Origin of the sequence: uncultured Tateyamaria sp. (assembly GCF_947503045.1) — a bacterium.
Taxonomy (GTDB): domain Bacteria; phylum Pseudomonadota; class Alphaproteobacteria; order Rhodobacterales; family Rhodobacteraceae; genus Tateyamaria.
The window spans coordinates 443,466-470,119 of record NZ_CANNCF010000003.1 but is presented as its reverse complement, the minus strand read 5'-3'; the positions used below and the strand labels follow the sequence as shown (position 1 = coordinate 470,119).

General features: G+C 62.4%; 26 protein-coding genes. 19 read left to right on the top strand and 7 right to left on the bottom strand.

Annotation, left to right across the window (positions count from 1 at the left end):
- Complete coding sequence (locus Q1A89_RS16045) at nt 1–798, top strand: hypothetical protein (RefSeq protein WP_299730442.1); 798 nt, start codon at nt 1–3, stop codon at nt 796–798.
- On the opposite strand, the gene Q1A89_RS16040 is transcribed toward Q1A89_RS16045, so the two are convergent.
- A complete protein-coding gene (locus Q1A89_RS16040) occupies nt 795–2,447 on the bottom strand; it encodes a sulfatase-like hydrolase/transferase (RefSeq protein WP_299730440.1) in 1,653 nt (550 codons plus the stop codon). The two genes, Q1A89_RS16045 and Q1A89_RS16040, sit on opposite strands and share 4 nt — an antisense overlap.
- Nucleotides 2,448–2,682: 235 nt before the next feature.
- Between Q1A89_RS16040 and Q1A89_RS16035 the strand changes: the two genes are divergently transcribed.
- Together Q1A89_RS16035 and Q1A89_RS16030 are read left to right on the top strand one after the other, a co-directional pair.
- A complete protein-coding gene (locus Q1A89_RS16035; protein ID WP_299730437.1) occupies nt 2,683–3,924 on the top strand; it encodes a Tm-1-like ATP-binding domain-containing protein in 1,242 nt (413 codons plus the stop codon).
- 31 nt (nt 3,925–3,955) lie between these two features.
- Nucleotides 3,956–4,159 carry a hypothetical protein gene (locus Q1A89_RS16030; protein ID WP_299730435.1) on the top strand — a complete coding sequence of 68 codons (204 nt, stop codon included), beginning with the start codon at nt 3,956–3,958 and terminating at the stop codon, nt 4,157–4,159.
- A 7-nt stretch (nt 4,160–4,166) separates the two neighbouring features.
- Here Q1A89_RS16030 and Q1A89_RS16025 read toward each other — a convergent pair whose 3' ends face one another.
- Complete coding sequence (locus tag Q1A89_RS16025; protein WP_299730433.1) at nt 4,167–5,090, bottom strand: hypothetical protein; 924 nt, start codon at nt 5,088–5,090, stop codon at nt 4,167–4,169.
- Nucleotides 5,091–5,306: 216 nt separating this feature from the next.
- Here Q1A89_RS16025 and Q1A89_RS16020 point away from each other — a divergent pair, with 216 nt between their 5' ends.
- Nucleotides 5,307–6,152, top strand: coding sequence for a phytanoyl-CoA dioxygenase family protein (locus Q1A89_RS16020; RefSeq protein WP_299730430.1), 846 nt, complete (start codon nt 5,307–5,309; stop codon nt 6,150–6,152).
- A gap of 18 nt (nt 6,153–6,170) precedes the next feature.
- On the opposite strand, the gene Q1A89_RS16015 is transcribed toward Q1A89_RS16020, so the two are convergent.
- Entirely contained in the window at nt 6,171–7,523 is a 1,353-nt protein-coding gene (locus tag Q1A89_RS16015) for a radical SAM protein (protein WP_299730427.1), read from the bottom strand.
- Between the two features lie 59 nt (nt 7,524–7,582).
- Between Q1A89_RS16015 and fnrL the strand changes: the two genes are divergently transcribed.
- The 13 genes from fnrL (at nt 7,583) to Q1A89_RS15950 (ending at nt 19,872) form a co-directional block, all read left to right on the top strand.
- Nucleotides 7,583–8,323 (top strand): transcriptional regulator FnrL, encoded by a 741-nt coding sequence (fnrL, locus tag Q1A89_RS16010; RefSeq protein WP_299730425.1) that lies wholly within the window; start codon nt 7,583–7,585, stop codon nt 8,321–8,323.
- 88 nt (nt 8,324–8,411) lie between these two features.
- Nucleotides 8,412–8,819, top strand: a complete 408-nt coding sequence (locus Q1A89_RS16005; protein ID WP_299730422.1) for a universal stress protein — start codon at nt 8,412–8,414, stop codon at nt 8,817–8,819.
- Between the two features lie 216 nt (nt 8,820–9,035).
- Nucleotides 9,036–10,634, top strand: coding sequence for a cytochrome-c oxidase, cbb3-type subunit I (ccoN, locus tag Q1A89_RS16000; protein ID WP_299730419.1), 1,599 nt, complete (start codon nt 9,036–9,038; stop codon nt 10,632–10,634).
- Nucleotides 10,635–10,733: 99 nt separating this feature from the next.
- A complete protein-coding gene (gene ccoO, locus Q1A89_RS15995) occupies nt 10,734–11,435 on the top strand; it encodes a cytochrome-c oxidase, cbb3-type subunit II (protein WP_299730584.1) in 702 nt (233 codons plus the stop codon).
- A 14-nt stretch (nt 11,436–11,449) separates the two neighbouring features.
- The gene (locus Q1A89_RS15990; RefSeq protein ID WP_299730416.1) at nt 11,450–11,641 is read left to right on the top strand and encodes a cbb3-type cytochrome c oxidase subunit 3; all 192 of its coding nucleotides are present in this window, start codon (nt 11,450–11,452) and stop codon (nt 11,639–11,641) included.
- Nucleotides 11,641–12,507: a cytochrome-c oxidase, cbb3-type subunit III gene (ccoP, locus tag Q1A89_RS15985; RefSeq protein ID WP_299730413.1), complete on the top strand. Its 867-nt coding sequence runs from the start codon at nt 11,641–11,643 to the stop codon at nt 12,505–12,507. The genes Q1A89_RS15990 and ccoP overlap by 1 nt, the downstream gene beginning before the upstream one ends.
- A 186-nt stretch (nt 12,508–12,693) precedes the next feature.
- Entirely contained in the window at nt 12,694–14,127 is a 1,434-nt protein-coding gene (gene ccoG / locus Q1A89_RS15980) for a cytochrome c oxidase accessory protein CcoG (RefSeq protein ID WP_299730410.1), read from the top strand.
- Nucleotides 14,128–14,130: 3 nt separating this feature from the next.
- The gene (locus Q1A89_RS15975; protein ID WP_299730407.1) at nt 14,131–14,589 is read left to right on the top strand and encodes a FixH family protein; all 459 of its coding nucleotides are present in this window, start codon (nt 14,131–14,133) and stop codon (nt 14,587–14,589) included.
- 38 nt (nt 14,590–14,627) lie between these two features.
- Entirely contained in the window at nt 14,628–16,718 is a 2,091-nt protein-coding gene (locus Q1A89_RS15970; protein ID WP_299730404.1) for a heavy metal translocating P-type ATPase, read from the top strand.
- Nucleotides 16,715–16,867, top strand: a complete 153-nt coding sequence (ccoS, locus tag Q1A89_RS15965) for a cbb3-type cytochrome oxidase assembly protein CcoS (protein WP_299730401.1) — start codon at nt 16,715–16,717, stop codon at nt 16,865–16,867. Before Q1A89_RS15970 ends, ccoS begins: the two co-directional genes overlap by 4 nt.
- 75 nt (nt 16,868–16,942) lie before the next feature.
- Nucleotides 16,943–18,283: an MmgE/PrpD family protein gene (locus tag Q1A89_RS15960; RefSeq protein WP_299730398.1), complete on the top strand. Its 1,341-nt coding sequence runs from the start codon at nt 16,943–16,945 to the stop codon at nt 18,281–18,283.
- 57 nt (nt 18,284–18,340) lie between these two features.
- The gene (locus tag Q1A89_RS15955; RefSeq protein ID WP_299730395.1) at nt 18,341–18,718 is read left to right on the top strand and encodes a VOC family protein; all 378 of its coding nucleotides are present in this window, start codon (nt 18,341–18,343) and stop codon (nt 18,716–18,718) included.
- 122 nt (nt 18,719–18,840) lie between these two features.
- Entirely contained in the window at nt 18,841–19,872 is a 1,032-nt protein-coding gene (locus tag Q1A89_RS15950; protein ID WP_299730392.1) for a Fe(3+) ABC transporter substrate-binding protein, read from the top strand.
- A 54-nt stretch (nt 19,873–19,926) separates the two neighbouring features.
- Here the strand turns inward: Q1A89_RS15950 and Q1A89_RS15945 are convergent, their stop codons facing one another.
- From Q1A89_RS15945 to Q1A89_RS15930, 4 genes are read right to left on the bottom strand one after another with little or no spacing between them, the layout of a single operon-like run.
- Nucleotides 19,927–20,481 (bottom strand): pyridoxamine 5'-phosphate oxidase family protein, encoded by a 555-nt coding sequence (locus Q1A89_RS15945; protein WP_299730389.1) that lies wholly within the window; start codon nt 20,479–20,481, stop codon nt 19,927–19,929.
- Nucleotides 20,474–21,517, bottom strand: a complete 1,044-nt coding sequence (locus Q1A89_RS15940; protein WP_299730386.1) for a lipocalin-like domain-containing protein — start codon at nt 21,515–21,517, stop codon at nt 20,474–20,476. The genes Q1A89_RS15945 and Q1A89_RS15940 overlap by 8 nt, the downstream gene beginning before the upstream one ends.
- Nucleotides 21,507–23,885: an ABC transporter permease gene (locus Q1A89_RS15935; RefSeq protein WP_299730382.1), complete on the bottom strand. Its 2,379-nt coding sequence runs from the start codon at nt 23,883–23,885 to the stop codon at nt 21,507–21,509. Before Q1A89_RS15935 ends, Q1A89_RS15940 begins: the two co-directional genes overlap by 11 nt.
- The gene (locus tag Q1A89_RS15930; RefSeq protein ID WP_299730379.1) at nt 23,882–24,535 is read right to left on the bottom strand and encodes an ABC transporter ATP-binding protein; all 654 of its coding nucleotides are present in this window, start codon (nt 24,533–24,535) and stop codon (nt 23,882–23,884) included. The genes Q1A89_RS15935 and Q1A89_RS15930 overlap by 4 nt, the downstream gene beginning before the upstream one ends.
- Before the next feature lie 229 nt (nt 24,536–24,764).
- Here Q1A89_RS15930 and Q1A89_RS15925 point away from each other — a divergent pair, with 229 nt between their 5' ends.
- On the top strand, nt 24,765–25,709 hold the full coding sequence (locus Q1A89_RS15925; RefSeq protein WP_299730376.1) for a 2-hydroxyacid dehydrogenase: 945 nt from the start codon (nt 24,765–24,767) through the stop codon (nt 25,707–25,709).
- Nucleotides 25,710–25,730: 21 nt separating this feature from the next.
- Nucleotides 25,731–26,654 carry an SMP-30/gluconolactonase/LRE family protein gene (locus tag Q1A89_RS15920; RefSeq protein ID WP_299730373.1) on the top strand — a complete coding sequence of 308 codons (924 nt, stop codon included), beginning with the start codon at nt 25,731–25,733 and terminating at the stop codon, nt 26,652–26,654.

The window sequence follows — 26,654 nt, the reverse complement described above, 5'->3', positions numbered from 1 at the left end:
ATGGTCGCAATCGACATTCACCCCTCGGAACTGGCCTATGCCTTTGCCTATGCCAAAATCCAGAGCGTCATCGGTTGGGGCGATGCACCATTTCTGCCCGAAGACGAGGCCGCCCTTGCCGGGTGGGGTGCCGAGGGCGAGGAGCGCCTGCGTGCTGCGGGTCATCTGATTGGCGAGCCGGAAACGGGCCTGAACTTCACCGACGAGATGACATCCGCCATCATGGCGCTGATCAATCCGTCCATCGTGGTGCTGGCCGAACGCAAGGCGGGTGACCAGGCGCAGTGCCTGTCCGTGCATGTGGCCGGGGCCGAATTGATTGGATTGGTGCGCCGTCCGGACGGCATGTTCGAGATGACCCGCTACACGGATTTCACGGCTGCCGCCGGGGCATGCGCGGGCTTTGTCGGCGCAACCCTCGACCGGCTTGAACATGAGGCCCGGATCGAGACGGATCACAAGACGCTCGCTACGCTACATGGCGCTGCCGGGAACCGCCCCAAGGACGTCATCGCGGCCCTTGTCGGGCTGGGCCTGAGCGAGGTGGATGCCGCCTCCGCTACCCGCACCTTTGCGGAGCCTGCGGCGGCGGGTGTGCTGAGCGTGTCTTATTGCGCGGGCAATGTGGTGCAGGATGTCGAGCCGATCACCGCCATGACCAGTGCTGATGGTGAGACGTGGATCATCTTTCCTCCCGCCAGCATGGAGGGGCCCATGGTGCTTGAGCGCAGCTCGGTCGGGGCGTTGACCGCCCGCGTGGCAGTCACAACCGCCGCGCGCGTCGAAGCGGCGTCTTAGGCGGTCGGTCGCCCTACGGGAACGAGGCTGGAAAACGGCTTGCCTGCCGCGGCCTCGTAGTCGTCAGCATCCCAGAACCCGATCAATATGCCCGTATCGGTCGCTGTGGTTTGGCTCGCCAGCACCTCTGGTGTCGCCGTGACCCGTGTGTGGTGGCGCAGTGCCCACGCACTCAGCGCATCCTTCATCCGCGCACGCACCGCGATATGTTCGGGACTGTCCGAACGGCCATGATCCACAACCTCGTCCGGGTCGGTTTCCAGATCAAACAGAATGGGATCGAACCCCTCGCAGTGGATGTATTTCCAGCGCCCGTCAAAGATCATCTTGGTGAACGCATCTTGCTGAGGGATGCCAAGGGCGCCGGCCATCTCGAAACTGGAATAGTCGTGTTCGCTGATCGCGTAGCGGCGGTAAAACCCTTCGCGTTTGTGCAAAAGCGGGGTCAGGTCACGCCCTTCGACCACATGCGGTTTGGGCGGGCAGCCCATCGCAGTCATGAAGGTCGGCGCGAGGTCGATCATCTCGGTCAGTGCCGCCATTTCCGTACCGCGCGTACGGTCAGCCTCGGGGCGCGGGTCGGCTATGATCAGCGGCACCTTGGCCGCACAGTCGTGATAGAAATCCTTATCCCCCAGCCAGTGATCGCCCATGTAATCGCCGTGATCTGAGGTGAAGGCGATGATTGTGTTCTCGCTCAGGCCTTTTTCGTCCATCCAGCGAAACAACCGCCCCAGATTGTCGTCCAGTTGCTTGATCAGCCCCATATAGGCGGGGATGACGTGTTGGCGGACCTCATCGCGGGCAAAGGTGCGCGCCACTCGCGCGTTCATGTAGGCGGCGTGCAGCGGATGATCTGTGTCTCGTTCAGGCTGCGAACGGACCGGGTCGATCACGTGTTCGGGGCCATACATGTCGTGATAGGGCGCGGGCACGATATAGGGCCAGTGGGGCTTGATATAGCTGAGATGGCACAGCCAGGGGGCCTCGTCCTCCATCGCGCATTGCATGAAATCCATGGCGCGGTTGGTCATATAGGCCGTTTCGGAATGCTCTTCGGGGATGTTGGCGGGCAGGCGCGAATTTTCCAGCAGCCAGCCTGAAGCGAGGTTGCCGTCCTTGTCATAGCCCGAGTTGGCGAAATGCTCCCACGGGTTGTCGGATTTGAACCCTTGCACGACCAGGTAGTCGTCATAGGCCGACCAGTTCTGGCGCGGGCTGCTGGGGTGCAACCCGTCGTCGCGTTCGAAGGCTTCAAAGCCGCATTGGGCGATGCGTAGGCCGACCGCGCTGGCCGGGTCGATGCCAAGCCGATCCATGCCCGCGCGATCCGCGACCATATGGGTCTTGCCCACCAGAACCGCGCGCGCACCTGCGCTGTGCAGATGGTCCCCCAGCGTCGGATCGCCCACCCGTAGTGGCATGCCGTTCCAGGTCGAGCCGTGGCTGCGCACGTACCGGCCCGTATAGGCGGACATGCGCGACGGTCCGCAGACCGGGGATTGCACATAGGTGTTGGTGAATTTCACGCCTCGCGCGGCCAGCGCGTCGATGTTGGGCGTATGCAGGTGCGGATGCCCATAGCAGCTCAGATAATCGAACCGCAGCTGGTCGGCCATGATCCACAGGACATTGGGGGGCTTGGTCATCTTGTCAGCTCGAGCACAGTTGTTTTTTGTTCTTGGTGGTTGACCCACACTAGACACGGGACGCATGGGTGGGACAAGCCGTCTATGTGTGACAGCCCATCTCTGGGCCTCTCGCTTCACAGCGACTCCGTTGACAGGGGCGACGCGAGCAAGGCAAAATTCTCGCACCAGTGGTTCGAATAATGAACCGATTGAGGGGGTATCCAGACATGATCTCACCATTAGGGTGGCCGCAATGAGTGATCAAAAAACCATCCTCGTGATCGGCACCTATGACACCAAGGACGAGGAATTGTCCTATGTCGCCGATCGAATCCGTGACCAAGGCGGCGCCGTGCTGAGCATGGATGTGAGCGTACTTGGCGATCCATCCAAGCCCACCGACATCTCCAAACACGAGGTGGCGGCGGCCGGTGGGGCCACCATTCAGGACGCCATCGACAGCGATGATGAAAACACCGCCATGCAGATCATGGCACGGGGCGCGTCCCTGCTGTGTTCGCAATTGCATGGGGCGGGCCGGATCGATGGGATGATTGCCCTGGGCGGCACGATGGGTACGGATCTGGCGCTGGATTGCGCGCAGGCGCTGCCGATGGGGGTGCCGAAATATATCGTCTCGACAGTGTCCTTCTCTCCGCTGATCCCGCCGGACCGGCTGTCACCAGACATCCAGATGATCCTCTGGGCCGGGGGACTTTATGGGCTGAATTCGGTGTGCAAATCCTCGCTGTCACAGGCGGCAGGGGCCGTGCTGGGGGCGGCGCGCGCGGTGGAACCACCCCGTGCGGCGCGGCCCGTGATCGGTATGACCAGCCTTGGGTCGTCGTGCCTGTCCTACATGAAACTGCTGCGTGACCCCTTGAACGCGCGTGGGTTCGAGGTCGCGGTGTTTCACGCCACAGGCATGGGCGGCATGGCGTTCGAGGCGTTGGCGCGGCAGGGCTATTTCGCGGCCGTGATGGACTTTGCCCTGCCCGAACTCAGCAACCTGATGGTGGGGTCTGTGGTCAATTCCGGCCCTGACCGGCTGACCGGGGCAGGGGCCATGGCCATCCCGCAGATCGTGGCGCCGGGCTGTGCCGACCTGATCGACTTTGCGGGCTGGCAAGACATTCCCGACGCTTATGCGGACCGCCCGTTTCACGCCCACAACCGGCTGATCAAGTCCTCGGGGCTCAGCGGCGATGAGCGGCGCGCTCTGGTGCGTGACGTGGTGGGCCGCCTTGAGGGGGCCAAAGGGCCGGTGCATGTGCTGATGCCGCGTCACGGGGTCGAGGCCTGGGATGTGGAGGGCGGCGCGGCCTACGATCCCGACGCCCTGGCTGCGATGGTGGACGAGATGGGCCGCGTTGTGCGTGACCCGTTCAAGCTGACGATGCTTGACTGTCACATCAACGATGCGGCCTTTGCCGAGGCCGCATTAAGCGTGCTGGATGGCTGGATTGCGGATGGGACCGTTGTGCCCGGTGTTTGACAACAAAGCAGACGGGAAGGGCGCAGAAACCATGCGTCGGCTGATCGACCTTGATCACGCGTTCTTTGCCCAAGCCTGGCGGCGCCATCTGACGCTAGGTGCGTGTTTCGGGTGGGGCCTGTTCGAGGTGCTGTTGGGCAACCTGATCTGGGCGCTGATCTTTCTCGGGCTTGGGGCGGTTGCGCTTTGGCAGTTCCGCCAGATCGACTGGTCGAAATATGACGGCGGCCATTAGGGCCGCATTACTCGATCGCAATCACTTCGATGCTGGTCAATTCAGGTTCGCCGCCGCGCGCGCCGCTGCCTGCGGCGATCCATAACTTGCCATCATGCACGCAACAATTGGTACCGTGCCGCGCCCGGTTCAGGGGCGCGCCCATGTGCCAGTGCCCGGCAGCGGGGTCAAAGATCTGCATCTCGGTAAAGGCCTCCTGCCGGCCCGCCTCGCCCCCGACATAGTGGATTTTGCCACTCAGCACGCCCGTGCCCCCGGCGGCGGTCTGGATCGGCAAGGGTTCGGGGTGCACTGACCACGTTTGTGTTGTGAAATTGAACACGTCCACATCGCCGATGGTGTCATAGAAAAATTTGTCATAGTCGGTGCCGTTGTGCCGCCCCGTCTCGCGCCCGCCAAAGAAATACAGATTGTCGCCGACGATGGCGCAGGGCGCATGGTCACGCTTGTTCGGGGCTTCTGGCAGAATTTCCCAATCACCTGTTTCGGGATGGATGCGGTCAAACCACGCTTGCGTGTCGGCATGGTGTCCGTCGACGATGCCGCCCACCACGTAAATCCAGCCATCACTGTGCAGCGCGCAGCCCGATGCGCCGCGCCGCCGTGCGGGCGGAATGCTTGGCCCTTCCAGCCAACGGTCGGCGTCCGGTTCGTAGATAAAGACCGTCTCAAGCGGCGTTTCACGCGGAAAAACACCCGTCATCGTGCCAATCAGCCAGATTTGGCGCCCGACGATCACCGGTTGGAAATGGTGGATTTCGAGCGGTGGCGGCGCGCCATGGGTCCAGGTGTTGGTCGCTGGATCAAAGATGTCCACGGGCTGGATGCGCCGCCCGCCAAACAGGTAGAATGTGCCATCAAGGCAAGCAAAGCCATTCTCATGACGGCAATGCGGTGATCCGTTGCAATCCAGTGTGATCCATTCCGGCATTTTGCCCTCCCCCGTTCCGGCCACGCGCAATAAGCGCGAAATTTGTCGCAAGGGCAATCGGTTATCTGTTTCGAGGTACTTCCAACCGTCACCGTATGGCGGCGATTGTGCGAGCCTGAAACTCCATTGCAATGGCTTCCAGCCTTGTTATCGTGTCCACGAAAAGCGCGGGGTGGTTCGCCTCCGATCCCGTCTCCAAAACAGGAGCACCTGAACATGCTGACCTTTGACGCTGATCATGCCGACCCGGTTGCCATCTGCGATGAGCTGCTGAATGGCGGCGGGGCGGTCAAGATCAAGGGACTGTTCACCCCAGACCAGATTGCCGATGCGCGCGCCATCATCATGGCCCATTCCGACAATGAGGGCGAAAAGGTTACGCATTTTCAAGGCGCTGCGATGGAAGAGGGCCGCGCCAACCTGCAGCGCCGGGTCTGGAACCTGCTGGCCAAAGGCGCTGTGTTTTCCGATATGGCCTGTCATCCGGTGATCATGGCCGCGCTCAGCCGATGGTTGGGGAGCGAGTTCATCATGGGCTCAATCGCGGCCAACCGCATCCTGCCCGGCGGGCCGGGGCAGGAACCGCATATCGACTTTCCCTATTGGGATTTTCACGGGGTCGAAACGCATCCCATGGGGCTGAATGCCTCATTCCCGATGAACGCACAGATCACCGTCGTGCTGGACCCGTTTACCGACGAAAGCGGTGCCACCGCCTATCTGCCGGGCACCCAGAAAGAGCTGCGTTATCCCACTCCGGACGATCACGCGCATTTCTATAACAACTGCGCGCGCATGACTGGCGAGCCGGGCGATACGGTGCTATTTTTCGGGGCGGCGTGGCATTGCGCGATGCCGAACAACGCAGATCACGACCGCAATGCGGTGCTGATCAACTACATCCCCAAGTGGGTCAAACCGCTGGAGGATATGCCCGGCGCCCTGCCTGCGTCCTTTATCGAAAACGCAAGCCCCGAGATGCGCCAGCTGTTGGGTCTTAACTATCCCTATCCCGAGGTGCTGGATCAGGCCGATGCGGTGAACGCCGAAGGGATTGCCTGAGGGCGATCCCGCGTCGCGTCAGATCGCGGCGCTATAGGTCCGCTCGCCCGCCGTTATGTCTGTCGGTGTGACCAGTTGCACCGCGATCAGACGCACCAGCGGATGCGCCCAGCGGTCAATGACCAGCCGCTGCCCATCCCATGTCAGCGCACCGGCAAAGCCTGCGGCCACCCGGTCGATATCGTCCATCAGATCCGCGTCCGCGCGCTGGGCATCGCTCAGGTCAGCGGCGTGATAGCACATCAATTGTTCAACCAGATCGGCCTTGCGCATCTCAGCCGCACTCAGGACATAACCGCGCCACGTGGCGGGCTGACCTGCGTCGATCCGGTCGGCATATTGCCCGGTCACCGGGATATTCTGGGCAAAGCCCTGCGGGTAGGTCGAAATCGCCGAGGCGCCAAGGCCGATGAGGTAGGGCGCGCGGTCGTCGGTGTATCCTTGGAACGAGCGCTTCAGCCGCTTGTCGAAACCGGCCTGTGCAAGGGAATCGTGGGGCAGGGCGAAATGATCGATCCCGATCTGGACATAGCCCTGGCCCAGCAACGTGCGGCGGGCCTGATCGAACAGGGCCAGTCGGGTCTTGGGATCGGGCAGGGCGTCGCTGGGGATCAGCACCTGCCGTTTGGACATCCACGGCACGTGGGCATAGCCAAAAAGCGCAATCCGGCTGGGCCGCATCGACAGGGCCGCCTCAAGCGTGGCCGCCAATGTGCGTGCCGTCTGAAAGGGCAGGCCATACAGCAGATCAAAGTTCAGCGCCTCAATGCCACGGGCGCGCAGATCGTCCACCACCCCTTGGGTCAGCTCACGCGACTGGCTGCGCCCGATGGCGTCCTGCACCTGTGGGTCAAAGTCCTGAATGCCAAGGCTTGCGCGGCTGAGGCCATGGGCCTTGAGCACGTCGAGACGGGCGGGACCGACATCGGTGGGGTCAACCTCGACCGAGAACTCTTCGAGCGCATCAAGGCCCCAGATACCATTCAATCCGCTCAACAAAGTGTCGAGCAGCGATGCGGGCAAGATGGTCGGTGTACCGCCGCCAAGGTGCAGCCGCTGCGGGGTCACGCCGTTCACAAATTGTGCGCGCACGGCCCGTGCCTCGGCCAGAACCCGGTCAACATAAGGGGCAAGGGGGGCGTCATTGCGTATGCCTTGCGTACGGCAGGCACAGAACCAGCACAGTCTGCGGCAAAACGGGATGTGGACATAAAGTGAAATCTCTGCTTGCCTAGGTGCAGAAGATTGCCATGCGCGCGCGCAGTCCCCATCCACGCTGTCACTGAACCAGTTGGCGGGCGGATAGCTTGTAAATCGCGGTACTTTGGCGTCAAATAGCCCAAAGCGGGACAGGTCGGACACATGTTTCATGACGCCAGACTGGACGCGGTTTCAGGACCGTGCATTGACCCAGATCAAGGGATTGCCTGATGGCGGGCGAACTTGTTGCCACGCAGGATTGTTCCTCTTGCCCGATCCGGCATCGCGCGGTCTGCGCGCGCTGTGACGAGGACGAGCTATCCAAACTCAATGCCATCAAGTTTTACAAGACCTATCCTGCCGGTCAGACCATCGCGATGCGCGGCGATGCCCTGAATATCGTGGCCTCGGTTGTGGCCGGTACAGCAACGCTCGAACGGGTGATCGAGGATGGGCGCACGCAAATGGTCGGCCTTTTGCTGCCTTCCGACTTTATCGGGCGACCGGGTCGCGCGACGCTGCAATATGATGTGACGGCGGTGTCGGACGTGACCTTGTGCTGTTTTCAGCGCAAACCGTTCGAGGCACTGCTTGTCGATGTACCCCACCTGCAGCAGCGGCTGCTGGAAATGGCGCTGGACGAATTGGATGCGGCCCGTGATTGGATGCTGCTTTTGGGGCGCAAGACGGCGCGGGAAAAGATCGCAAGCCTGCTCATGCTGATCGCCAAGCGCACCGTACATCCCGACGGAAAGGTGATGGGCGACACCACCCGGCTGGAACTGCCGATCAGCCGCGAGACCATGGCGAATTTCCTTGGCCTCACCATCGAAACTGTCAGCCGCCAGTTCACAGGCCTGCGCAAGGATGGTGTGATCGAACTGGACGGCAACCGCATCGTGCGCATCCCCGATCTTGAGGGGTTGCTGGTCGAGACTGGCGATGACAGCGACGGCGGCACTCTTTTCTAGGCCTGACCCACCTGCTTGATCCACATCAACGCGTGGCCTGCGCGAAACCTCTATCCCTTTGTGTCGAAGCAATGAACGGAGGGACGTCATGTATAGCAACATTCTGATTCCAGTGGCATTTGACTCGGAAAAGGACTTGTCCGGAGCGATCGACATCGCCAAACGGATCGCGGCTGATGGCGCATCCATCACCTTTTTGCACGTGATGGAGCAGGTGCCGGTCTACGTCACCGACTACATCCCCGACAACGTGCTGGCCGAAACCCGCGAAGCCGCGCGGGCCAAGCTGAACGAACTGGTTGGAGATGTCGACAATAGCCGCGCCGTGGTGATCGACGGGCCCACCGGGCGCAGCATCACCAACTGGTCCGAGCAAACTGAGGTTGATTGCATCGTGATTCCATCGCACCAGCCGGTCATATCGGACATCCTGCTGGGTTCGACCGCGGCCTGGGTTGTACGCCATGCCCACTGCGCGGTGCATGTGATCCGCTAACTTCCACGCATTTTCGACCGACACCCGATCGGATCTGAAGTCAATGATTTCAGCGGGTTGGGTGTTGCGTGATGCAGGGATGATTCGCGGACCGGCCCGAAATTGCGCGGGCTTGATCCAGATCAACGCAAGGGCCGCCAGCCCGCCTTATCACCGAAAATTGCGAACAGGTGCGCGGCCCGTATTGGGGCAACGCAAAAAGACAAAGGAAAAGCGATGTTGGATTATGTGAAACTGATGGCCCTTGGGCTTGTCGCCATTCTTGCTGCGATTGCAGCGGATTGGGGATATGACCTCGCCTATCAGGTGCACGCCGCGCTGATCATGGTGATCGCGGGCGTAATGTTCATCTGGCAAGTGCGCCAGATCGGGAACTCCCCCGTCCTTGCGGATACAAGCGGTTACTTGGACAGCGTGGTTCGGGCCGGGGTGATCGCCACAGGGTTCTGGGGCGTTGTCGGCTTTCTTGCCGGTGTGTTCATTGCCTTTCAACTCGCCTTTCCGGGCCTCAATTTCGAGTGGGGGCAACCGTTTACCAATTTCGGACGGCTGCGCCCGCTGCACACATCGGCGGTGATTTTTGCCTTTGGCGGCAACGCGCTGATCATGTCGTCGTTCTATATTGTGCAGCGGACCTGCGGTGCGCGCCTTTGGGGCGGCAACCTCGCGTGGTTCGTGTTCTGGGGCTACCAGCTATTCATCGTGCTGGCCGCCACAGGATACCTGCTCGGTGCCACACAATCCAAAGAATATGCCGAGCCTGAATGGTATGTGGACATCTGGCTGACCGTCGTCTGGGTCGCCTTTCTCGCCGTCTACCTTGGCACCATCTTCAAGCGGCGGGAAAAGCACATCTATGTGGCCAACTGGTTCCTGCTGTCCTTCATCATCACCGTGGCGATGCTGCACATCGTCAACAACCTGAGCATCCCGGTCTCGATCCTGGGGTCCAAGTCGGTGCAGGTCTTTTCGGGCGTGCAGGATGCGATGACGCAATGGTGGTACGGCCACAACGCGGTTGGCTTTTTCCTGACCGCCGGGTTCCTGGGCATGATGTACTACTTCGTGCCGAAACAGGCTGAACGCCCTGTGTTCAGCTACAAACTGTCGATCATCCACTTCTGGGCGCTGATCTTTCTCTATATCTGGGCCGGTCCGCACCACTTGCACTACACCGCTCTGCCGGACTGGGCCTCAACCCTTGGCATGGTGTTCTCGATCATCCTGTGGATGCCCTCATGGGGCGGCATGATCAACGGCCTGATGACGTTGCAGGGCGCGTGGGACAAGTTGCGCACCGATCCGATCATCCGGATGATGGTGATCTCTCTGGCGTTTTACGGCATGTCCACTTTTGAGGGTCCGATGATGTCGATCCGCGCAGTGAACTCGCTGTCGCACTACACAGACTGGACCATCGGCCACGTGCATTCCGGCGCGCTTGGCTGGAACGGCATGATCACCTTCGGGGCGCTCTATTTCCTCACGCCACGTCTGTGGGGGCGCAAGCAGATGTATTCCATGTCGGCCATCGACTGGCACTTCTGGCTCGCGACCATTGGCATCGTTCTTTACGCCGCCTCGATGTGGGTGACCGGCATCATGGAAGGCCTGATGTGGCGCGAAGTCGACGCACAAGGGTTCCTCGTGAACTCGTTCGCCGACACCGTGAGTGCGAAATTTCCGATGTACGTGGTGCGCGGCCTGGGCGGGGTTCTCTACCTCGCGGGCGGTCTCATCATGGTCTGGAACATGTGGATGACCATCCGTGGCGCGGCTCCCAAGCACGCCATGGTCGGCGTCCCTGCTGAATAAGGAGCCACGGATATGGCTGACACCCCGAACATCACCGATCCTGATCAGGATCCAAACGCAAACGCGGGCCCCCAAAAAGGTTTTCTCGCCCGGCACGCGATGCTGGAACGCAGCCCGACGCTGTTGTTCATCTTTTCGCTTCTGGTTGTGACCATTGGCGGCGTCGTGGAAATCGCGCCGCTTTTCTACCTCGAAAATACCATCGAAGAGGTGGACGGCATGCGCCCCTACAGCCCGCTCGAGCTGGCGGGTCGCGATGTCTACATCCGCGAGGGCTGCTATGTTTGCCACAGCCAGATGATCCGGCCCATGCGGGACGAAGTCGAACGCTATGGCCACTACTCGCTGGCGGCAGAGTCGATGTATGACCACCCGCACCAGTGGGGGTCCAAGCGGACCGGGCCTGATCTGGCGCGCGTGGGTGGACGTTATTCGGATGCGTGGCATGTCGATCACCTGAACGATCCGCAATCGGTCGTGCCGGAATCAATCATGCCGCAATACGCCTTTCTCGGGCGCACCCCGATCGAGGGCGAGCATGTTGAGGCCCTGTTGCGCACCCACCGCATGGTGGGCGTCCCGTACACGGACGAGATGATCGAAAACGCAGTGCTGGATTTCAGGGCACAGGGTGATCCGGATTCCGATTGGGACGGGTTGGTCGAACGCTATCCGGGTGCCGTCGTTTCCAACTTTGACGGCCAGCCACAGTTGACCGAAATGGATGCGATGATCGCGTATCTGCAAATGCTGGGCACGTTGGTCGACTTTTCGACCTTCACCCCAGACGCAAGCCGCTAAGGAGGGTTTGAAACATGGATACCTATTCCTTTTTGCGCGAGCTGGCAGACAGCTGGGTGCTTGTGGCGATGATGGTCTTTTACGTCATCGCCTGCCTCTGGGCCTTTCGTCCCGGCGCGCGCGCCGCAAATGACGAGGCGGCCACGATCCCATTCCGCAACGACGGCACGCCTGATGTGCAATCCCAAGAAGTGGAGCCCAAGTGATGGCTGACAACAAAGACAGAGATGACGTCACCGGCATCGACACAACCGGCCACGAATGGGACGGCATCAAAGAGCTGAACAACCCTTTGCCGCGCTGGTGGCTGTGGTGCTTTTACGGCACCATCGTCTGGGGCATCGCCTACACCATCGCCTATCCGGCGTGGCCTTTGGTCAACGCGGCCACTTCCGGGGTGCTGGGCTATTCCACCCGCGCCGAGGTGGCCGAACAGATCGCGGCTGTGGATGCGCAGAATGCTGAGGTGTCGGCGCGTCTGGCCTCGGCTGATCTGGCGACCCTTGCACCTGATGATGACGCGCACCGCTACGGCGTGGCAGGCGGGGCGTCGGTCTTTCTGGCCCATTGTTCGCAATGTCACGGATCGGGCGCCGCAGGGGCCTTGGGCTATCCCAACCTGCTGGATGATGACTGGCTGTGGGGCGGAGAGCTTGATGCGATCGAATACACCGTCCGCCACGGCATCCGCAACGATGTAGACCCCGATGCACGCTGGTCCGAAATGCCGGCCTTTGGCGAAATCTTCGAAGATGAAGAAATCGCGGCAACGGTGGAATACGTGTTGTCGATCTCCGGTCAGGACCATGACGCCAGCCTCGCCGAACAGGGAGCCACGCTGTTTGAGGAACAGTGCACCGCCTGTCACGGTGACGCGGGTGAGGGCATGCGCGATCTGGGCGCACCTCGCCTTTCGGATGCCATCTGGCTTTATGGCGGGGATCGCGAGGCACTGACCGAGACGATCACCTATTCCCGCTTTGGCGTCATGCCCCCATGGGGCCAGCGTCTGGACGAAGCGGAGATCAAGGCGGTCACGCTCTACCTGCACCAGCTTGGCGGCGGCGAATAAGCCTGTCCGCCAACGTGCTGCGCGAGGAGTCCGGAGACGCACCGGATGGGAAACGCGCAGCACCCCGGCCCCTGTCCTGTTCGCAACAGCGGGGGCCGGGACGTCATTTGTGAGGGGCGTTGATCCAGATCAAGGCGGGCCAGCCCGACCTGGTCCAAGACAGGAGGGCGAACAGGACATCGATATATGACAAAATCACCGGACACACCGCCCGCACTCTATGTGGCGCGCGAACCGATCTTTCCCCGACGGGTCAAGGGCTCTTTCCGCACGCTCAAGTGGTGGATCATGGGCGTGACGCTGGCCATCTACTACCTCACCCCGTTTCTGCGCTGGGATCGCGGCCCGAACCTGCCTGATCAGGCCGTGCTGATCGACCTTGCGGGGCGGCGGTTTTACTTTTTCTGGATCGAGATCTGGCCCCATGAATTCTATTTCGTCGCTGGCCTTTTGATCATGGCAGGCTTGGGCCTGTTCCTCTTCACCTCCGCGCTGGGCCGGGTCTGGTGCGGCTATGCCTGCCCGCAGACCGTCTGGACCGACCTTTTTATCCTTGTAGAACGCTGGATCGAAGGGGATCGCAACGCCCGCGTGCGTCTGTGGAATGCCGACTGGTCGGCGCGCAAGCTGCGCCTGCGGGTCACCAAATGGATCATCTGGTTCCTGATTGCGCTGGCGACGGGCGGCGCGTGGGTGTTCTATTTTGCAGATGCGCCGACGCTGCTGGTCGATCTCATTACGCTCAACGCGCCGCTGATTGCCTATTCGACGGTCCTGATCCTTGCCGCGACTACCTTTGTGTTTGGCGGCTTCATGCGCGAGCAGGTCTGCAACTACATGTGCCCCTGGCCGCGGATTCAGGCGGCGATGATGGACAATGACACGCTGACGGTCGCCTATCGCCATTGGCGGGGCGAGCCGCGTGGCAAGCACCGCAAGGCGGCGGGGGCGGAAAACCTTGGCGACTGCATCGATTGCATGGCTTGCGTGAATGTGTGCCCCGCAGGCATCGACATCCGCGACGGGCAGCAGATGGAATGCATCACCTGCGCGCTGTGCATCGATGCCTGTGACGAGGTGATGGAAAAGATCGGCAAACCGCGCGGGCTGATCGACTATCTCGCGCTGGCGGATGAGGAACGCGAAACCGCAGGGGCGGTACCCCGCCCGATCCTGAGCCATGTGCTGCGCCCGCGCACGATCCTTTACACCGGCATGTGGTCGCTGATCGGGGTGGCGCTGATCTATGCATTGTTCATCCGCTCGGACATCGACCTAACGGTTGAACCTGTGCGCAACCCGCAATTTGTCACCCTCTCGGACGGGTCGGTGCGCAACACCTATACCGTGCGCATCCGCAATCTCGGGGCCGAGGACAAGACCTTTCGGATCATGCTGACCTCGGACGAGATCCTGCGCATCACTGTCGAAACCGAAGGGCCAAACGAAGGCCATGTGATCGTGCCTGCCAACGAAACTCTGGCTGCGCGCGTCTATGTGACCGCCCGCCCGCAGGACGCGGCAGCAAAGACCGAAAGCACCGATTTGCGCCTGTGGGTCGAGGACCTCGAAACCGATTCTCGCGCGGGCGTCGCCACCATTTTCAACGGAAAGGGCTGAACCATGCTGAATCGGGAAATCAACGGATGGCACGTGCTGGCCATTTTCGGCAGTGCATTTGCCGTCATCATCAGCGTCAACCTAACGCTCGCTTTTCAGGCGGTTGCCACTTTTCCGGGCCTTGAGACGCGCAATTCCTATGTGGTGAGCCAGGCCTTTGAAGCCGACCGTGCTGCGCAAGAGGCGCTGGGCTGGGCCGTGTCTGCGGACGTCACGGACGGCCAGCTGCACCTGCTGATCGACGATGCCATCGGTCCTGTCGTGGCACATATCAAAACGGCCACGCTGGGGCGCGCCACCCATGTGGGCGAGGATATCACACCGGTCTTCCGCCATGACGGCACCCGGTTTGTCGCCGATATTCCGGCCCTTGGTGCGGGCAACTGGAACCTGCGGCTGGTGGCGGCAGCGCCTGATGGCACCGCCTTTCGCCAGCGCGTGATTGTGCGGGTTGCGCCATGACCATGGCCAGCTGCCCCGGCTGCGTTGCGGCAGGCCCCATGGCTCGGGCAACCGCCGACCGGGGCGGCATACCCACACACGAGCTGATCCTGCCCACCATCCACTGTTCGGCCTGTATCCGCGCGGTCGAAGGGGTGCTGAACTCTCGCCCCGACATCGCCTCGGCCCGCGTGAATCTCTCGCGCAAGCGCGTCGCGATCAGCGCCGCACCGGACGCTGACCCGGCCCCTTGGGTCACCGCGCTGGCAGCCATCGGGTTCGAGGCGCATGAGGTCCGCAACGCCCAGACCCCAAGCGGCGATGACGGGCTGACCCTGCGCCTTGGCATCGCGGGCTTTGCGATGATGAACGTCATGCTGTTGTCGGTCGCCGTCTGGTCCGGGGCCACAGACAGCACCCGCGACTTTCTACACTGGATTGCCGCCACTATCGCACTGCCAGCGGCCCTGTTCTGCGCCCAACCATTCTTTACCAGCGCTTGGGGCGCGTTGCGGACGGCGCGGCTCAACATGGATGTGCCGATTTCACTGGCGATCCTGCTGGCCTGTGGCCTGTCGCTGTACGAGACGATGGTCGGGGGTGAGCATGCCTATTTTGATGCGGCGCTGTCGCTGACATTCTTTCTGCTGGGAGGGCGGGTGCTGGAAACCCGGATGCGCCGGGCGGCGCGCTCCGCAGCGGCGGATCTGGCCGCTTTGGAGCCCAACCGCGTGACCCGTCTGACCGGTGACACACGCGTCAGCCTGCCCGTGGACGAGGTAAAAATAGGCGATACGCTCTGGCTGGCTGCGGGCAGCCGCGTGCCGGTGGACGGCGTACTGCTGGACCTGTCGGCACAGGTCGACCGCAGCGCCCTCAGCGGTGAAAGCGATCCAATTTCAGTGGCCGAGGGCGACACTCTGACCGCAGGCGAAGTCATGCTGAGCGGCCCTGTCACGTTACGCACCACGGTCGATGCCAGCGGGTCAACTCTGCGTCGTCTGATCCAGCTTGCCTCTGTCGCCGAAGGCGCGCGCAGCCGATATACCAGCCTCGCCACCCGGGCCGCTGGCGTCTATGCCCCGCTCGTGCACGGGCTGTCCTTTGCAGCCTTTCTGGGCTGGTCCTTTGCGACCGGCGACATTTATCACGCTCTTACCATCGCAATTGCGACCCTGATCATCACTTGTCCCTGCGCTTTGGGCCTTGCGGTGCCTGCGGTGTCCACCGTCGCCACGGGCCGGTTGTTCCGCGCCGGGGTGCTGGTCAAATCCGAAACCGCGCTGGAACGGCTGGCCGAGATCGACACGGTGGTCTTTGACAAGACCGGCACGCTCAGCGACAGCGCGCTGGTGCCGGGTGCGGAGATACCGGAAGAAGCCCGCGCCGTCCTCAAAGCGCTGGCCGGGGCGTCCAATCACCCGCTCAGCCGCTCGGTTCTGCCCGGGCTTGCCGATGTCGCTGCGGTGGACCTCACGGCCATCCGCGAGGAACGAGGCGCGGGGATCAAAGCCGTGTGGGCGGGCAAGCCCGTGGCCCTGGGCGATGGCGCCTGGATCGGGCAGGGGCAGGGCACCGTGCTGCGGGTGGGTGCGCAGGTCTGGCCGATGGCACGCCGCGAACGGGCAGTGCCCGAAGCTGGCGAAACGCTGCGCAAGCTGCGCGCCATGGGCCTTGGCGTACACATGCTGACGGGCGACAGTCAGGCCAACGCGGATCGCATGGCCGCCACGCTTGGTGTTGATCACGTCCATGCCAGCGTCTCGCCCGAGATGAAACAGAACCTGATCCACGAGTTGCAAGCCGAGGGGCGCAAGGTGCTGATGGTGGGTGACGGGCTCAATGACACGCTGGCATTGACGCAGGCCTGGGCCTCCATCGCGCCGGGCACAGCGCTTGAGGCCAGCCAGAACGCGGCCGATGTGGTGCTGCTGGGCCAGCAACTCTCCGGCATTGTGATGGTGGTACAGATCGCACGCAGCGCCCGCGCGCGCATCCTCGAAAACTTTGCCCTCGCGGCCCTTTACAATATGATCGCCATCCCGCTTGCACTGGCCGGATTTGCCACGCCGCTGATGGCGGCACTGGCCATGTCGACCAGTTCGATCACCGTGACCCTCAACGCCCTCAGAACGCGAGCCACCCCATGAATATCCTTGTGATCCTTGTGCCCTGTTCGCTCATCCTCGGGCTCGGCGCCCTTGTCGCCTTTGTCTGGACCTTGCGCCACGATCAGTATGACGACCCTGCAGGTGATGCGGCGCGCATTCTGTTCGAGGATGACATTCCGCCAGAATGAGCCGCGTCGCGAACGGACCGCGCCGATGTCGGGATGGGAACAGCGCCGCCCTCGGCTGCAGGCGACGCTGGGGTCATGAGATTTGAAGATATCGCCGCGTTTGCCCTCGAACCACTCGATGTGCCCGAGGATGCGATGGACATGGCCGCCACGCTGTTGATCGACACATTGGGGGTCGGGGCCGGGGCGGTGGGGCTACACTCCGGGCGCATCGCGCGCGATCACGCCGTACGCTTCATGGCCGCAGGGACCGAGGCGGACGCGGCCACGATGCTCTTTGACGGGCGGCGGGCCTCGGTGCCGGGGGCGGCCTTTGCGCTCGCCACGCAGATCGACAATCTGGATGCCCATGACGGCTACAACCCGACCAAGGGCCATATCGGCTGCGCGGTGGTGCCCGCACTTTGCGCCTTTGGCGAAGCGATGCCGGACTTGAGCGCGCGCGACGCGTTGGCCGCACTTGTCATGTCCTATGAACTCTCGGCCCGCGCGGCCCTCTCGCTGCATGCGACGGTCAGTGACTATCACACCTCCGGGGCGTGGAATGCGCTTGGGGTGGCCGCACTGGGCGCACGCTTGCGCGGGATGGACGCGGGGGCCCTGCGCCACGCGCTTGGCATTGCCGAATACCATGGTCCCCGCAGCCAGATGATGCGCGAGATTGCCAATCCCACGATGCTGCATGACGGATCGGGCATGGGCGCGCTGGTCGGGGCCATGGCCGTTCTCTTGGCCGAAGACGGGTTCGAAGGTGCCCCCGCCATCACCGTCGAAGCGCCCGAAGTAGCAGAGCATTGGGCCGATCTGGGCGACAGCTGGATTGTCACGCAGAACTATATCAAGCCCTATCCGATCTGCCGATGGGCCCATGCGGCCATCGACGCACTTGGCGGGTTAATGGATACGCATGGGCTGGCGGTCGACGACATCGCACGCATCGACGTGAACACCTTTGCGCAGGCTGCATCGCTGTTCGCAGGCGTTCCCGACACCACCTCGCAGGCCCAGTATTCGCTGGCCTTCGCCCTTGCGGTGCGCAGCGTGCACGGGTGGATCGGCCCGGGCCATGTGTCGGGCGCGGGGCTGCGAGACGCGGCTGTGGCAGACGTTCTGCCGAGGATCACCATCACCGAAGACGCGCGCCACTCTTCCCGGTTTCCCCTTGGACGCTGGTCGGATGTGACGCTGCATCTGCGGGATGGGCGCACTCTGGCCTCGGGCGATGTGCATGCGCGCGGCGGACCCGAAGCGCCGATGTCTCTGGAAGAGGTCGAAGCCAAGTTTCACGCCATCTCCGGACCGCTCCCGAAAGCGCGCAGGGATGCAATATGGGACATGCGGGCGCAGATGCTACGGCCCGGCACCCGCTTTGCCGATCTGCTGGCCCAGCTGCACGATCCGATTTCCGACACGTGATTGACCCTTTTCGACGTGCCTGAAATGATGGGCCGTCAGCACAAGGGAACATAAGACATGCCGATCACCAGACTGGACCACGTCAACCTGCGTACATCGCAGCTTGAGGCAATGATTGCATGGTATGAGGACGTGCTGGGCCTTGAAAACGGCGCGCGCCCCGACTTTGGGTTTCCCGGTGCATGGCTCTATGCGGGTGAGTTTGCCATCGTTCATCTGGTCGATGCATCCGGGGATGCCGGTGCCGGTTCAGAGGCGGCGCTCAAGCTGGAACATTTTGCAATGCGCGCCACGGATGCCGCCGGATTCGAGGTGCGGCTGACGGCGCGGGGGGAGGATTACAAACGCTCGACGATCGACGCGCTCGGCCTTGTGGCCTTCAACATCTGGGACCCGGATGGCAACCATATTCATGTGGATTTCACGGACGGCTGATGCCTTGGGCGGAAACCGGCGCAGGGTGCGAAATTTATTCTGACTAATTTACTAAGGATACTTGCATGCGGCAAAAAAATAGTATCTGAGTATTTTTGTAAACCAATTGCTCTGGAGCTGTCATGTCCCGCCCTTCCTGCCTTTTGACCACTGCGATCACTGCCGCCACAGTGGCGCTTGGACCCATTGCCGCCGCCGCCGAAGGTCAGTTGAACCTTTATTCCTCGCGCCATTATGACACCGACGAACGCCTCTATTCCGACTTCACCGAGGCAACGGGTATCACCATCAACCGGATCGAGGGCAAGGCGGACGAGTTGATCGCGCGCATGCAGGCCGAAGGGGCGAATTCACCCGCTGACGTGCTGCTGACGGTCGACACCTCGCGCCTTGAACGGGCCAAGGGCGAGGGCGTGTTGCAAAGCGTGGACAGCGACACGCTGGAAACCCGCATCCCCGCCTACCTGCAGGACAGCGACAACCAGTGGTTCGGCTTTAGCCAGCGCGCGCGCATCATCTTTTACAACAAGGCCGAAGTGACCAACCCGCCACAGACCTATGCCGATCTTGCTGATCCGGCCTATGAGGGGATGGTCTGTCACCGCTCCTCCACCAATGTCTATTCCCAGACGCTGCTGGCCTCGGTCATCGAACATGCGGGCGAAGATGCCGCGCGCGACTGGGCGCAAGGCGTGGTCAACAATTTTGCCCGCAAGCCACAGGGCGGTGACACCGACCAGTTGCGGGGGCTGGTGTCGGGCGAGTGCGCGATCTCGATCTCGAACACCTATTACTTTGCCCGCGCCATCCGCACCGAAGTGGATGGCCTTCCGGCTGACGCGCGCGCCAATATCGGCTGGGTGTTCCCCTCCCAGAACGGTGAAGGGGCGCATATGAACCTCTCGGGGGGCGGTGTGGCCGCCCATGCGCCGAACCGCGACAACGCGGTGAAGTTCCTCGAATACCTCGCCAGCGATCAGGCGCAGCAGTATTTCTCGGCCGGGAATGATGAATACCCCGCCGTGCCCGGCGTCGCGCTCAGCCCGTCTGTGGCGCAGCTGGGGCTGTTCAAACCTGACGATGTGGACCTGAGCGCCGTGGCCAAGAACGTGCCTGCTGCGCAGCGCATCTTTAACACGGTCGGCTGGGAATAATCCTGCCCAGCATTGAGTAAAAACAGGCCCGGGCATCGCTGTCCGGGCCTTTTCCTATGGCGCGACCCACGTGCCTTGCCAGTCCGTCGCTGCGGTGTAGATCGCGCGCCGGTGTTGCGTGCCAAGATGCACCAGATCCATCTCGACCATGTGGCAGCGCAACACGGCAAAGCGACTCCGTTCGCTGGGCTTTTCATAGGCATAGACCGACGGGATCGGCGTGCCGGGCACTGGCATCGTGCCATAGGACACCCGCGAGGCAGGTGGTACACGGGCCCATTGATCGTCGATCTCGGCCCCCGTCAGCACCTCGACATCTGCACTGATCCGGATTTGCACATCCGCGTCCGCCAGCCAGATATGCAGGCCCGCGCGGGGCAGAACACGCAAGGCTGCGATCTTGGGTGTTTCGATATCGGTATGCACCTCCAGCACGCTTTGCGCGCGCGCGGCATGGCGCAGCGCCACGGTGCGCACCTCGGGCCGGCCACCGGGTGAGACGGTGGCAAAGGTCGGCAAGCGTGCGGGCGATTTGGCATCCGCCACGCCCCGCTCCAGATGTTGCCAGGCCTCGTCCAGAAAGGCGCCCAGATCGTTTGGATCACTCATATCCCGTCATCTCCAGATATCCCCGGCCCGTGTGGCTGCCCGTGATGTCCACCGGCCCTTCCCAATAGTGGATCGACAGGTCCATCCAAGCGTCGCGGTTCATTGCATTCACCGTCACATCTACTCCGCGTTCAGGCAAGGTGACCTGCCAGCGTGTGGGCAGGCTGCGCCCTGCGACCTGCGTTTCACCCAGTGGACGGGCTGTAAATGCGCCGTCTGCATAAGGCGTCGTGGTGCCATCCGCTGCGATCCACGTGGCCGAACTGAAGGTCGTTCCATCCGTCTGGCGTAACTGAAACCCCATCAACTTGGTGCCCGCATCAAAGGACAGCGAAAACCAGTCCCAGCCGGTCTGCGTCTCGCTCAGCGGTTGCGAGGACCATTCGCGATCCAGCCATGCCTGCCCGCTGACCGCGACCTCACCATCCGGCAGGGTCAGCGTGCCGGTGATGTCAAAGAAAGGCTGGGAATAATAGTAACTTGCCTGCCCCTCGGCGGATTTGACCGAGTATCCATCTTGCCCGTGAAACACCAGCGGACCTTGCGCGGTCAGCGCCATGTCATAGGCGAAATCGGGGCCTTGGGCGGTCAGGATCAGAGTGTCGAAATCGGGGCCCTTCAGCACCCATTCGTCGATCCATGCACGGAACGGTGCGGCCTCGACACCCGCCTGTCCAATGCCGCCGCGGGCAAAGCGTTCGGTGGCCAGATGGGTGTCGGGCGTGGTGACAGCGGCATGGGCGAACCAGATCTGGGGCGAGGCCCAACCGTCGCGCTCGCCAGGCGCAAGGGCGGTGCGAAACAGTGTCCATTGCAACCCATAGGGCGTGCCATCCGCATCCTCGAGCGTGGCGGTCAGATACCACCATTCGATCCGGTACTCCGGGTGCGGGCCGTGATCGGCGGGAAAGTTAAAGGCCGGGTCGGGGGCCGGGTTGGTGAACTCCGCATCTGCCTCGGAACCCAGACCGGAAAAACCCTGCGCCATGGCGGCGAGCGGCCAGAGACACAGCAAGAAAAACAGCCTAGCGTTCATTGGCAAACACCTTGAGGAGGGCAGCAGGCGGCGTGCGGATCAGCCGCAGCGCGGGCCATGCAGCGGCCAGCGTGACGGCACCAAGTGCATAGGCCCCGAGGCGCAGATATTCCAGCGGAAACAGGAACATGGGCAGCTGCCAGCCAAACGCCTCAACATTGACGAGGGTCAACAGCACCCAAGCCAGCGCAAGGCCAAGCGGGATGGCAAAGACGAACACCAACCCCGCCAGACCCAAGGCGCGCAACAGCTCCAAACCACCAAGGCGGCGGCGCGTCACACCCATCGCCCAAACAGGCGCAAGCTGCGGGACGCGCAAGTCGGCCAGCGTCAAAAGGCTCATCAGGATGGCAAATCCAGCGACCCCGAGGGTCAGAACGTTGAGCGCGGCGGTAACCGTGAATGTCCGCTCGAACACCTCAAGGGACGCGGCCTTGATCGCGGCCTGATGGATCATGGCATTCTTGGCAATCCCGACCTCGTCCGCGATGCGCTGGCGCAAGGCTGTCACGTCATCGGTGCGTATCCCGTACTGACCGGGATAGCTGTCGGGATGCAAGGTTTCAAACAGCGCCTCGGACATCACCACCTGCCCTTGCGGATTGCCGTAATCCCCCACCACGGCGGCAATGGGCAGGGTGACGGTCGGAGCGACTTCGACCATGTCACCAACCCACAGATTGCCGCGCCGGGCCAGTTGTTCGTTCACGATCACCGCCGCGCCATCGGCAACGTCGTCCCAGACCTGCGGGCGCTCAGCCAGAAACACCCAGCTTACGCGATAGGTCGAACCGACGCGTACGCCGAACAGGCGCACCGATTGGCCCTCGATCTGTGTCGGGGTTGAGCGCAGGGGCAAGGCCTCGATCCCCTCGCGGGTCAGGAATGCATCAAGTGCGGCACTTTCCTGTGGCGTTTCGGCCTGTACAAACAGTTCCGGCGCAAGGCGCTGATCCAGAAACCCGACAAAGGTCAGCCGGAAACTCGACACCATGGTCGACACGCCCACATTGGCCGCGACCGCAAGCAACAGGGCCATCAGCGCGAGGCTGAGACCGGGCAGCTGTTGGCGGGTGTCGGCCCAGAACCACTGCCAGATCGGGCGGGTTGCACCCCGCTCGATCCACGCCAGCGCGCGGGCGGCAATGACGGGCAGGGCGAGCGCGCCGCCGATCAGAAGGCAGCCCAAAAGTGCAAAGGCGAGGATCAGTCCTTCGGCGACAATCACCAGAACGGCCGCCGCACTCAGCAAGACGCAGGCCACGATAGCCTGCGCACTGAACCGCGCCGCGCCCGACATCACCCACGCGCGCGGCCGCGCGCTGGCCAAAAGCGGCATACTCGCCACCTGCCAGATGCGCCCGGCCAAAGCGAATGCAGTGCCCAGCATGGCAAGCAGAAAGCCTGAAAGCCACCATTCGGGGCGCAGGGTCAGGGTGCCCGACACCTGTGCGCCGTAAAGTCCGCGCAAGGTCGCTGCCACGTCCGGCAACAGCAACGCCGCCATGAGATAGCCCAAAAGGATGCCGATCACCGCCCCGATGGCCGCCAGCGCCAGCATCTCGACCACGATCAACCCCACCAGAACCCGCAGCGGCACCCCGAGCGAGCGGATGGTGCGGATCATCCCGCGCCGCTGTTCAAAGGCGAGGCCGATGGTGCTGTGCACGATGAACAACCCGACCGCAAAACTGAGCAGCCCAAAGGCGGTGAGGTTGAGGTGAAAGCTGTCGGTCAGTTGCGCGACATCCGCGACCTGCTGCGAGGGTTGCAACCTGAGGTCCGGGGCGATGCTGGCAAGATCGGGTTGGACGAGGGGCTGTTCGGGCAATAGAACAAGGGTCGAAAGATCATTGCGTCCTGACAGGCGCTGGACGGCGCCGATGTCCCCGATAGCGATGCCGGGTGCGACGGTGTCGTCGATGATAACCTGCGCCAGATCCCCCAGAGCCCGCGCGCTGTTTCGGTTGGCAAACAGGCGTGTGTCCGGCCCGGTCGTAAACAGGCTCGTGCCCTCGGGCGGGGTTACACCACCAAGGCCTGTGGGGGACGTCACCGGGTCAACCCCGATCACGCGCACGTCGTTCAGGGTCACGTCCAGAACCGGGGACACCAGCCAGCCCGCGCGTCTCAGGACCACAAACGTCTCTTGGGCAATGGCATCGCCCTGTCGCGGGATCAGACGATCGAATTGACCCTCGCCCAATGTGGCTGCGGCGGCATCATAGCTGGCGCGCGCTTCGGAGTTGATGGCCTGCACGCCCGACCACAACCCCGTCGCGATGGCCAGACCTGCCAGATAGGCAAACAGCTGGATCGGGTTGCGCCGCCAATGGGACAAGAGGGCCACAAGACAGGTGCGGATCATACCACCTGCCCACCGGCCAGATGCAGGGTCCGCCCCATCCGCGCCGCGATTTTTGGCGAATGGGTCACGACCAGCAGGGATGCATCGCTCAAGGAAACCAGTTCCAGCATTTGGTCCAGCACTGCATCTGCGGTCTGTTCGTCAAGGTTGCCTGTGGGTTCGTCGGCCAGCATCAGCTTTGGCTTGGCGGCCAGTGCACGGGCGATTGCGACACGCTGTTGTTGTCCGCCCGACAGGGCCTCGGGGTACTTTTTCATGTGATCGGCAAGGCCGAGGGCCTGCACCAGCCGGTCGATATAGGGCTGATCCACGCGACCCGACAGGGCAGCCTGAAACGAGATATTTGCCGCAACGCTTAGCGATGGGATCAGGTTGAACTGCTGAAAGACCAGCGCGATTTCAGTGCGCCGAAACGTGGCGCGCGCGCTGTCATCCATCGCCGTCAGGTCCTGCCCAAGGACGCGCACCGCGCCGCTGTCCGGCGCTTCCAGCCCGGCCGCAATATGCAGCAACGTGCTTTTGCCACTACCGGATTCACCTGTCAGAGCAAGTGTTTGGCCGGCGCCAAGCTCAAGGCTGACCCCGCGCAGAACCGGAACTCTGGCCGCACCGTCACCATAGGACTTCTTTACAGAACCGATCTCAAGCAAAGGCCATTTCTCCTCTGTAAACCACAGGCAAGGCGACAGCCGCAGGCTGACAGGGCACGGACCACCACCCTTGCGCGCGCAGCAGATATGGACAATGTGGCGATTTGACTGGTCCTGCAATCTCTTGCGCGGATGTGCGGCGCCGACCACGGCACAGGAAAATCGCCCAGAATCATTGACCTCACCGGTTCGATATTCCCCCATGGCGCAACCAAAGAACGGAAAATCCATGACAAAACGCTCGATCCTGACATTTGAAACCTATGACGACTGGGATGTTGTCCCGATGGAGGCCGAATACACGGTCTACAACTTGCCCCATGGCGCATCGCTGGACAGCCTGCCGCAAGAGGCGTTCGACACGGTCGAGGCATTTGCCTTTCGCGGGCACGACCATCTGGGGGCGGCCGTCATGGATGCCTTTCCCAAGCTTGGCATGATCGCAAATTACGGGGTGGGCTATGACACGATTGACGTGGCCCACGCCACGTCGCGCGGCATCAGGGTCAGCAACACGCCGGACGTGCTGACCGAAGATGTGGCCGATCTGGCCGTGGGCATGCTGATTGCTGGCGCGCGGGGTATGACCGGAGCCTCTGACTGGATCAGGTCGGGCAACTGGGCCAAGAACGGTGCCTACGGGTTGCAGCGCAAGGTGTCGGGCAGCCGCGTCGGCGTTGTCGGACTGGGCCGGATCGGGCGGGCCGTGGCTGAGCGTTTGGTGCCCTTTGGCTGCGATATCCACTATTTTGCGCGGTCGCCCAAGGACACGCCCGGCTGGACCCACCACGGCGACATCGTGAGCCTTGCAGGCGCTGTCGACAGCCTGATCGTCTGCGTGTCGGGCGGGCCGGAGACCATCGGGATCGTCGGCGCAGAAGCGATTGCCGCCCTTGGTCCGGATGGATTTCTGGTCAACGCCTCGCGCGGCACCACGCTGGACGAAGGCGCGCTGCTGGATGCGCTGGAAAGCGGCGGTCTGGGCCGGGCCGCGCTTGATGTCTTCCTGAACGAGCCCGACTTAGACCCGCGCTTTCTTGCGCTCGACAACGTGCTTTTGTCGCCGCACCAGTCGTCGGGCACGGTCGAGACGCGCAAGGTCATGGGGCAGTTGCAACGCGACAATCTTGCGGCCTATTTTGCCGGAACCCCATTGCTGACACCCGTCAACTGATCCCGCCCAAGGAGAGCATGCATGTTTGGCACCATTGAAGGCACCGGTTTCGAAGTGCTCGACCCGCGGTTCGAGGCCTGTTTCATCGGTCACGTCAAGGTCGAGCGGCTCTGGACCGGCGGGCGCTGGGTCGAGGGGCCAGCTTATTTCGCCGCCGGGCGCTACCTTGTCTGGTCCGACATTCCCAACAATCGCATGATGCGCTGGGACGAAACCGACGGATCGGTGTCGGTGTTCCGCGAACCGTCCAACAACACCAACGGGCACACGGTAGACACCCAAGGCCGCCTTGTGTCCTGCGAGCATCTGACCCGGCGCGTGACGCGCACGGAATTTGACGGCTCTATCAAGGTGTTGGCGGACAGTTTCGAAGGCAAGCGTTTGAATTCGCCCAATGATGTGGTGGTAAAGTCGGATGGCTCCGTCTGGTTCACCGATCCGAGCTATGGCATCCTGATGGATTACGAGGGCGAGCGGGCCGAAAGTGAGATCGGGGCCTGCCATGTCTATCGCTGGGATCCTGAGACCGAAGGTCTGACCCAGGTCACCACCGACTACGTCAAGCCCAATGGCCTCGCCTTTTCCCCCGACGAATCCGAGCTGTTCATCGCCGACACCGGAGCCACGCACACGCCCGGCGGACCCAAGCACATCCGGCGTCACACGCTCAGCGCGGACGGCACATCGCTGACGGGCGGAGAGGTCTTTGCCGAGTGCACGGCGGGTCTGTTTGACGGGTTCCGCTTTGATCGGGACGGGCGCATCTGGTCCTCCTCCGAGGACGGGGTGCATTGCATCGACACTGATGGCACGCTGATCGGCAAGATCCACATCCCCGAGATCGTATCCAACGTCTGTTTTGGCGGGCCCAAGCTGAACCGGCTGTTCATCACCGGCACAACGTCACTGTACTCGGTATTCCTGAACGTGAACGGCGCGCGCTGA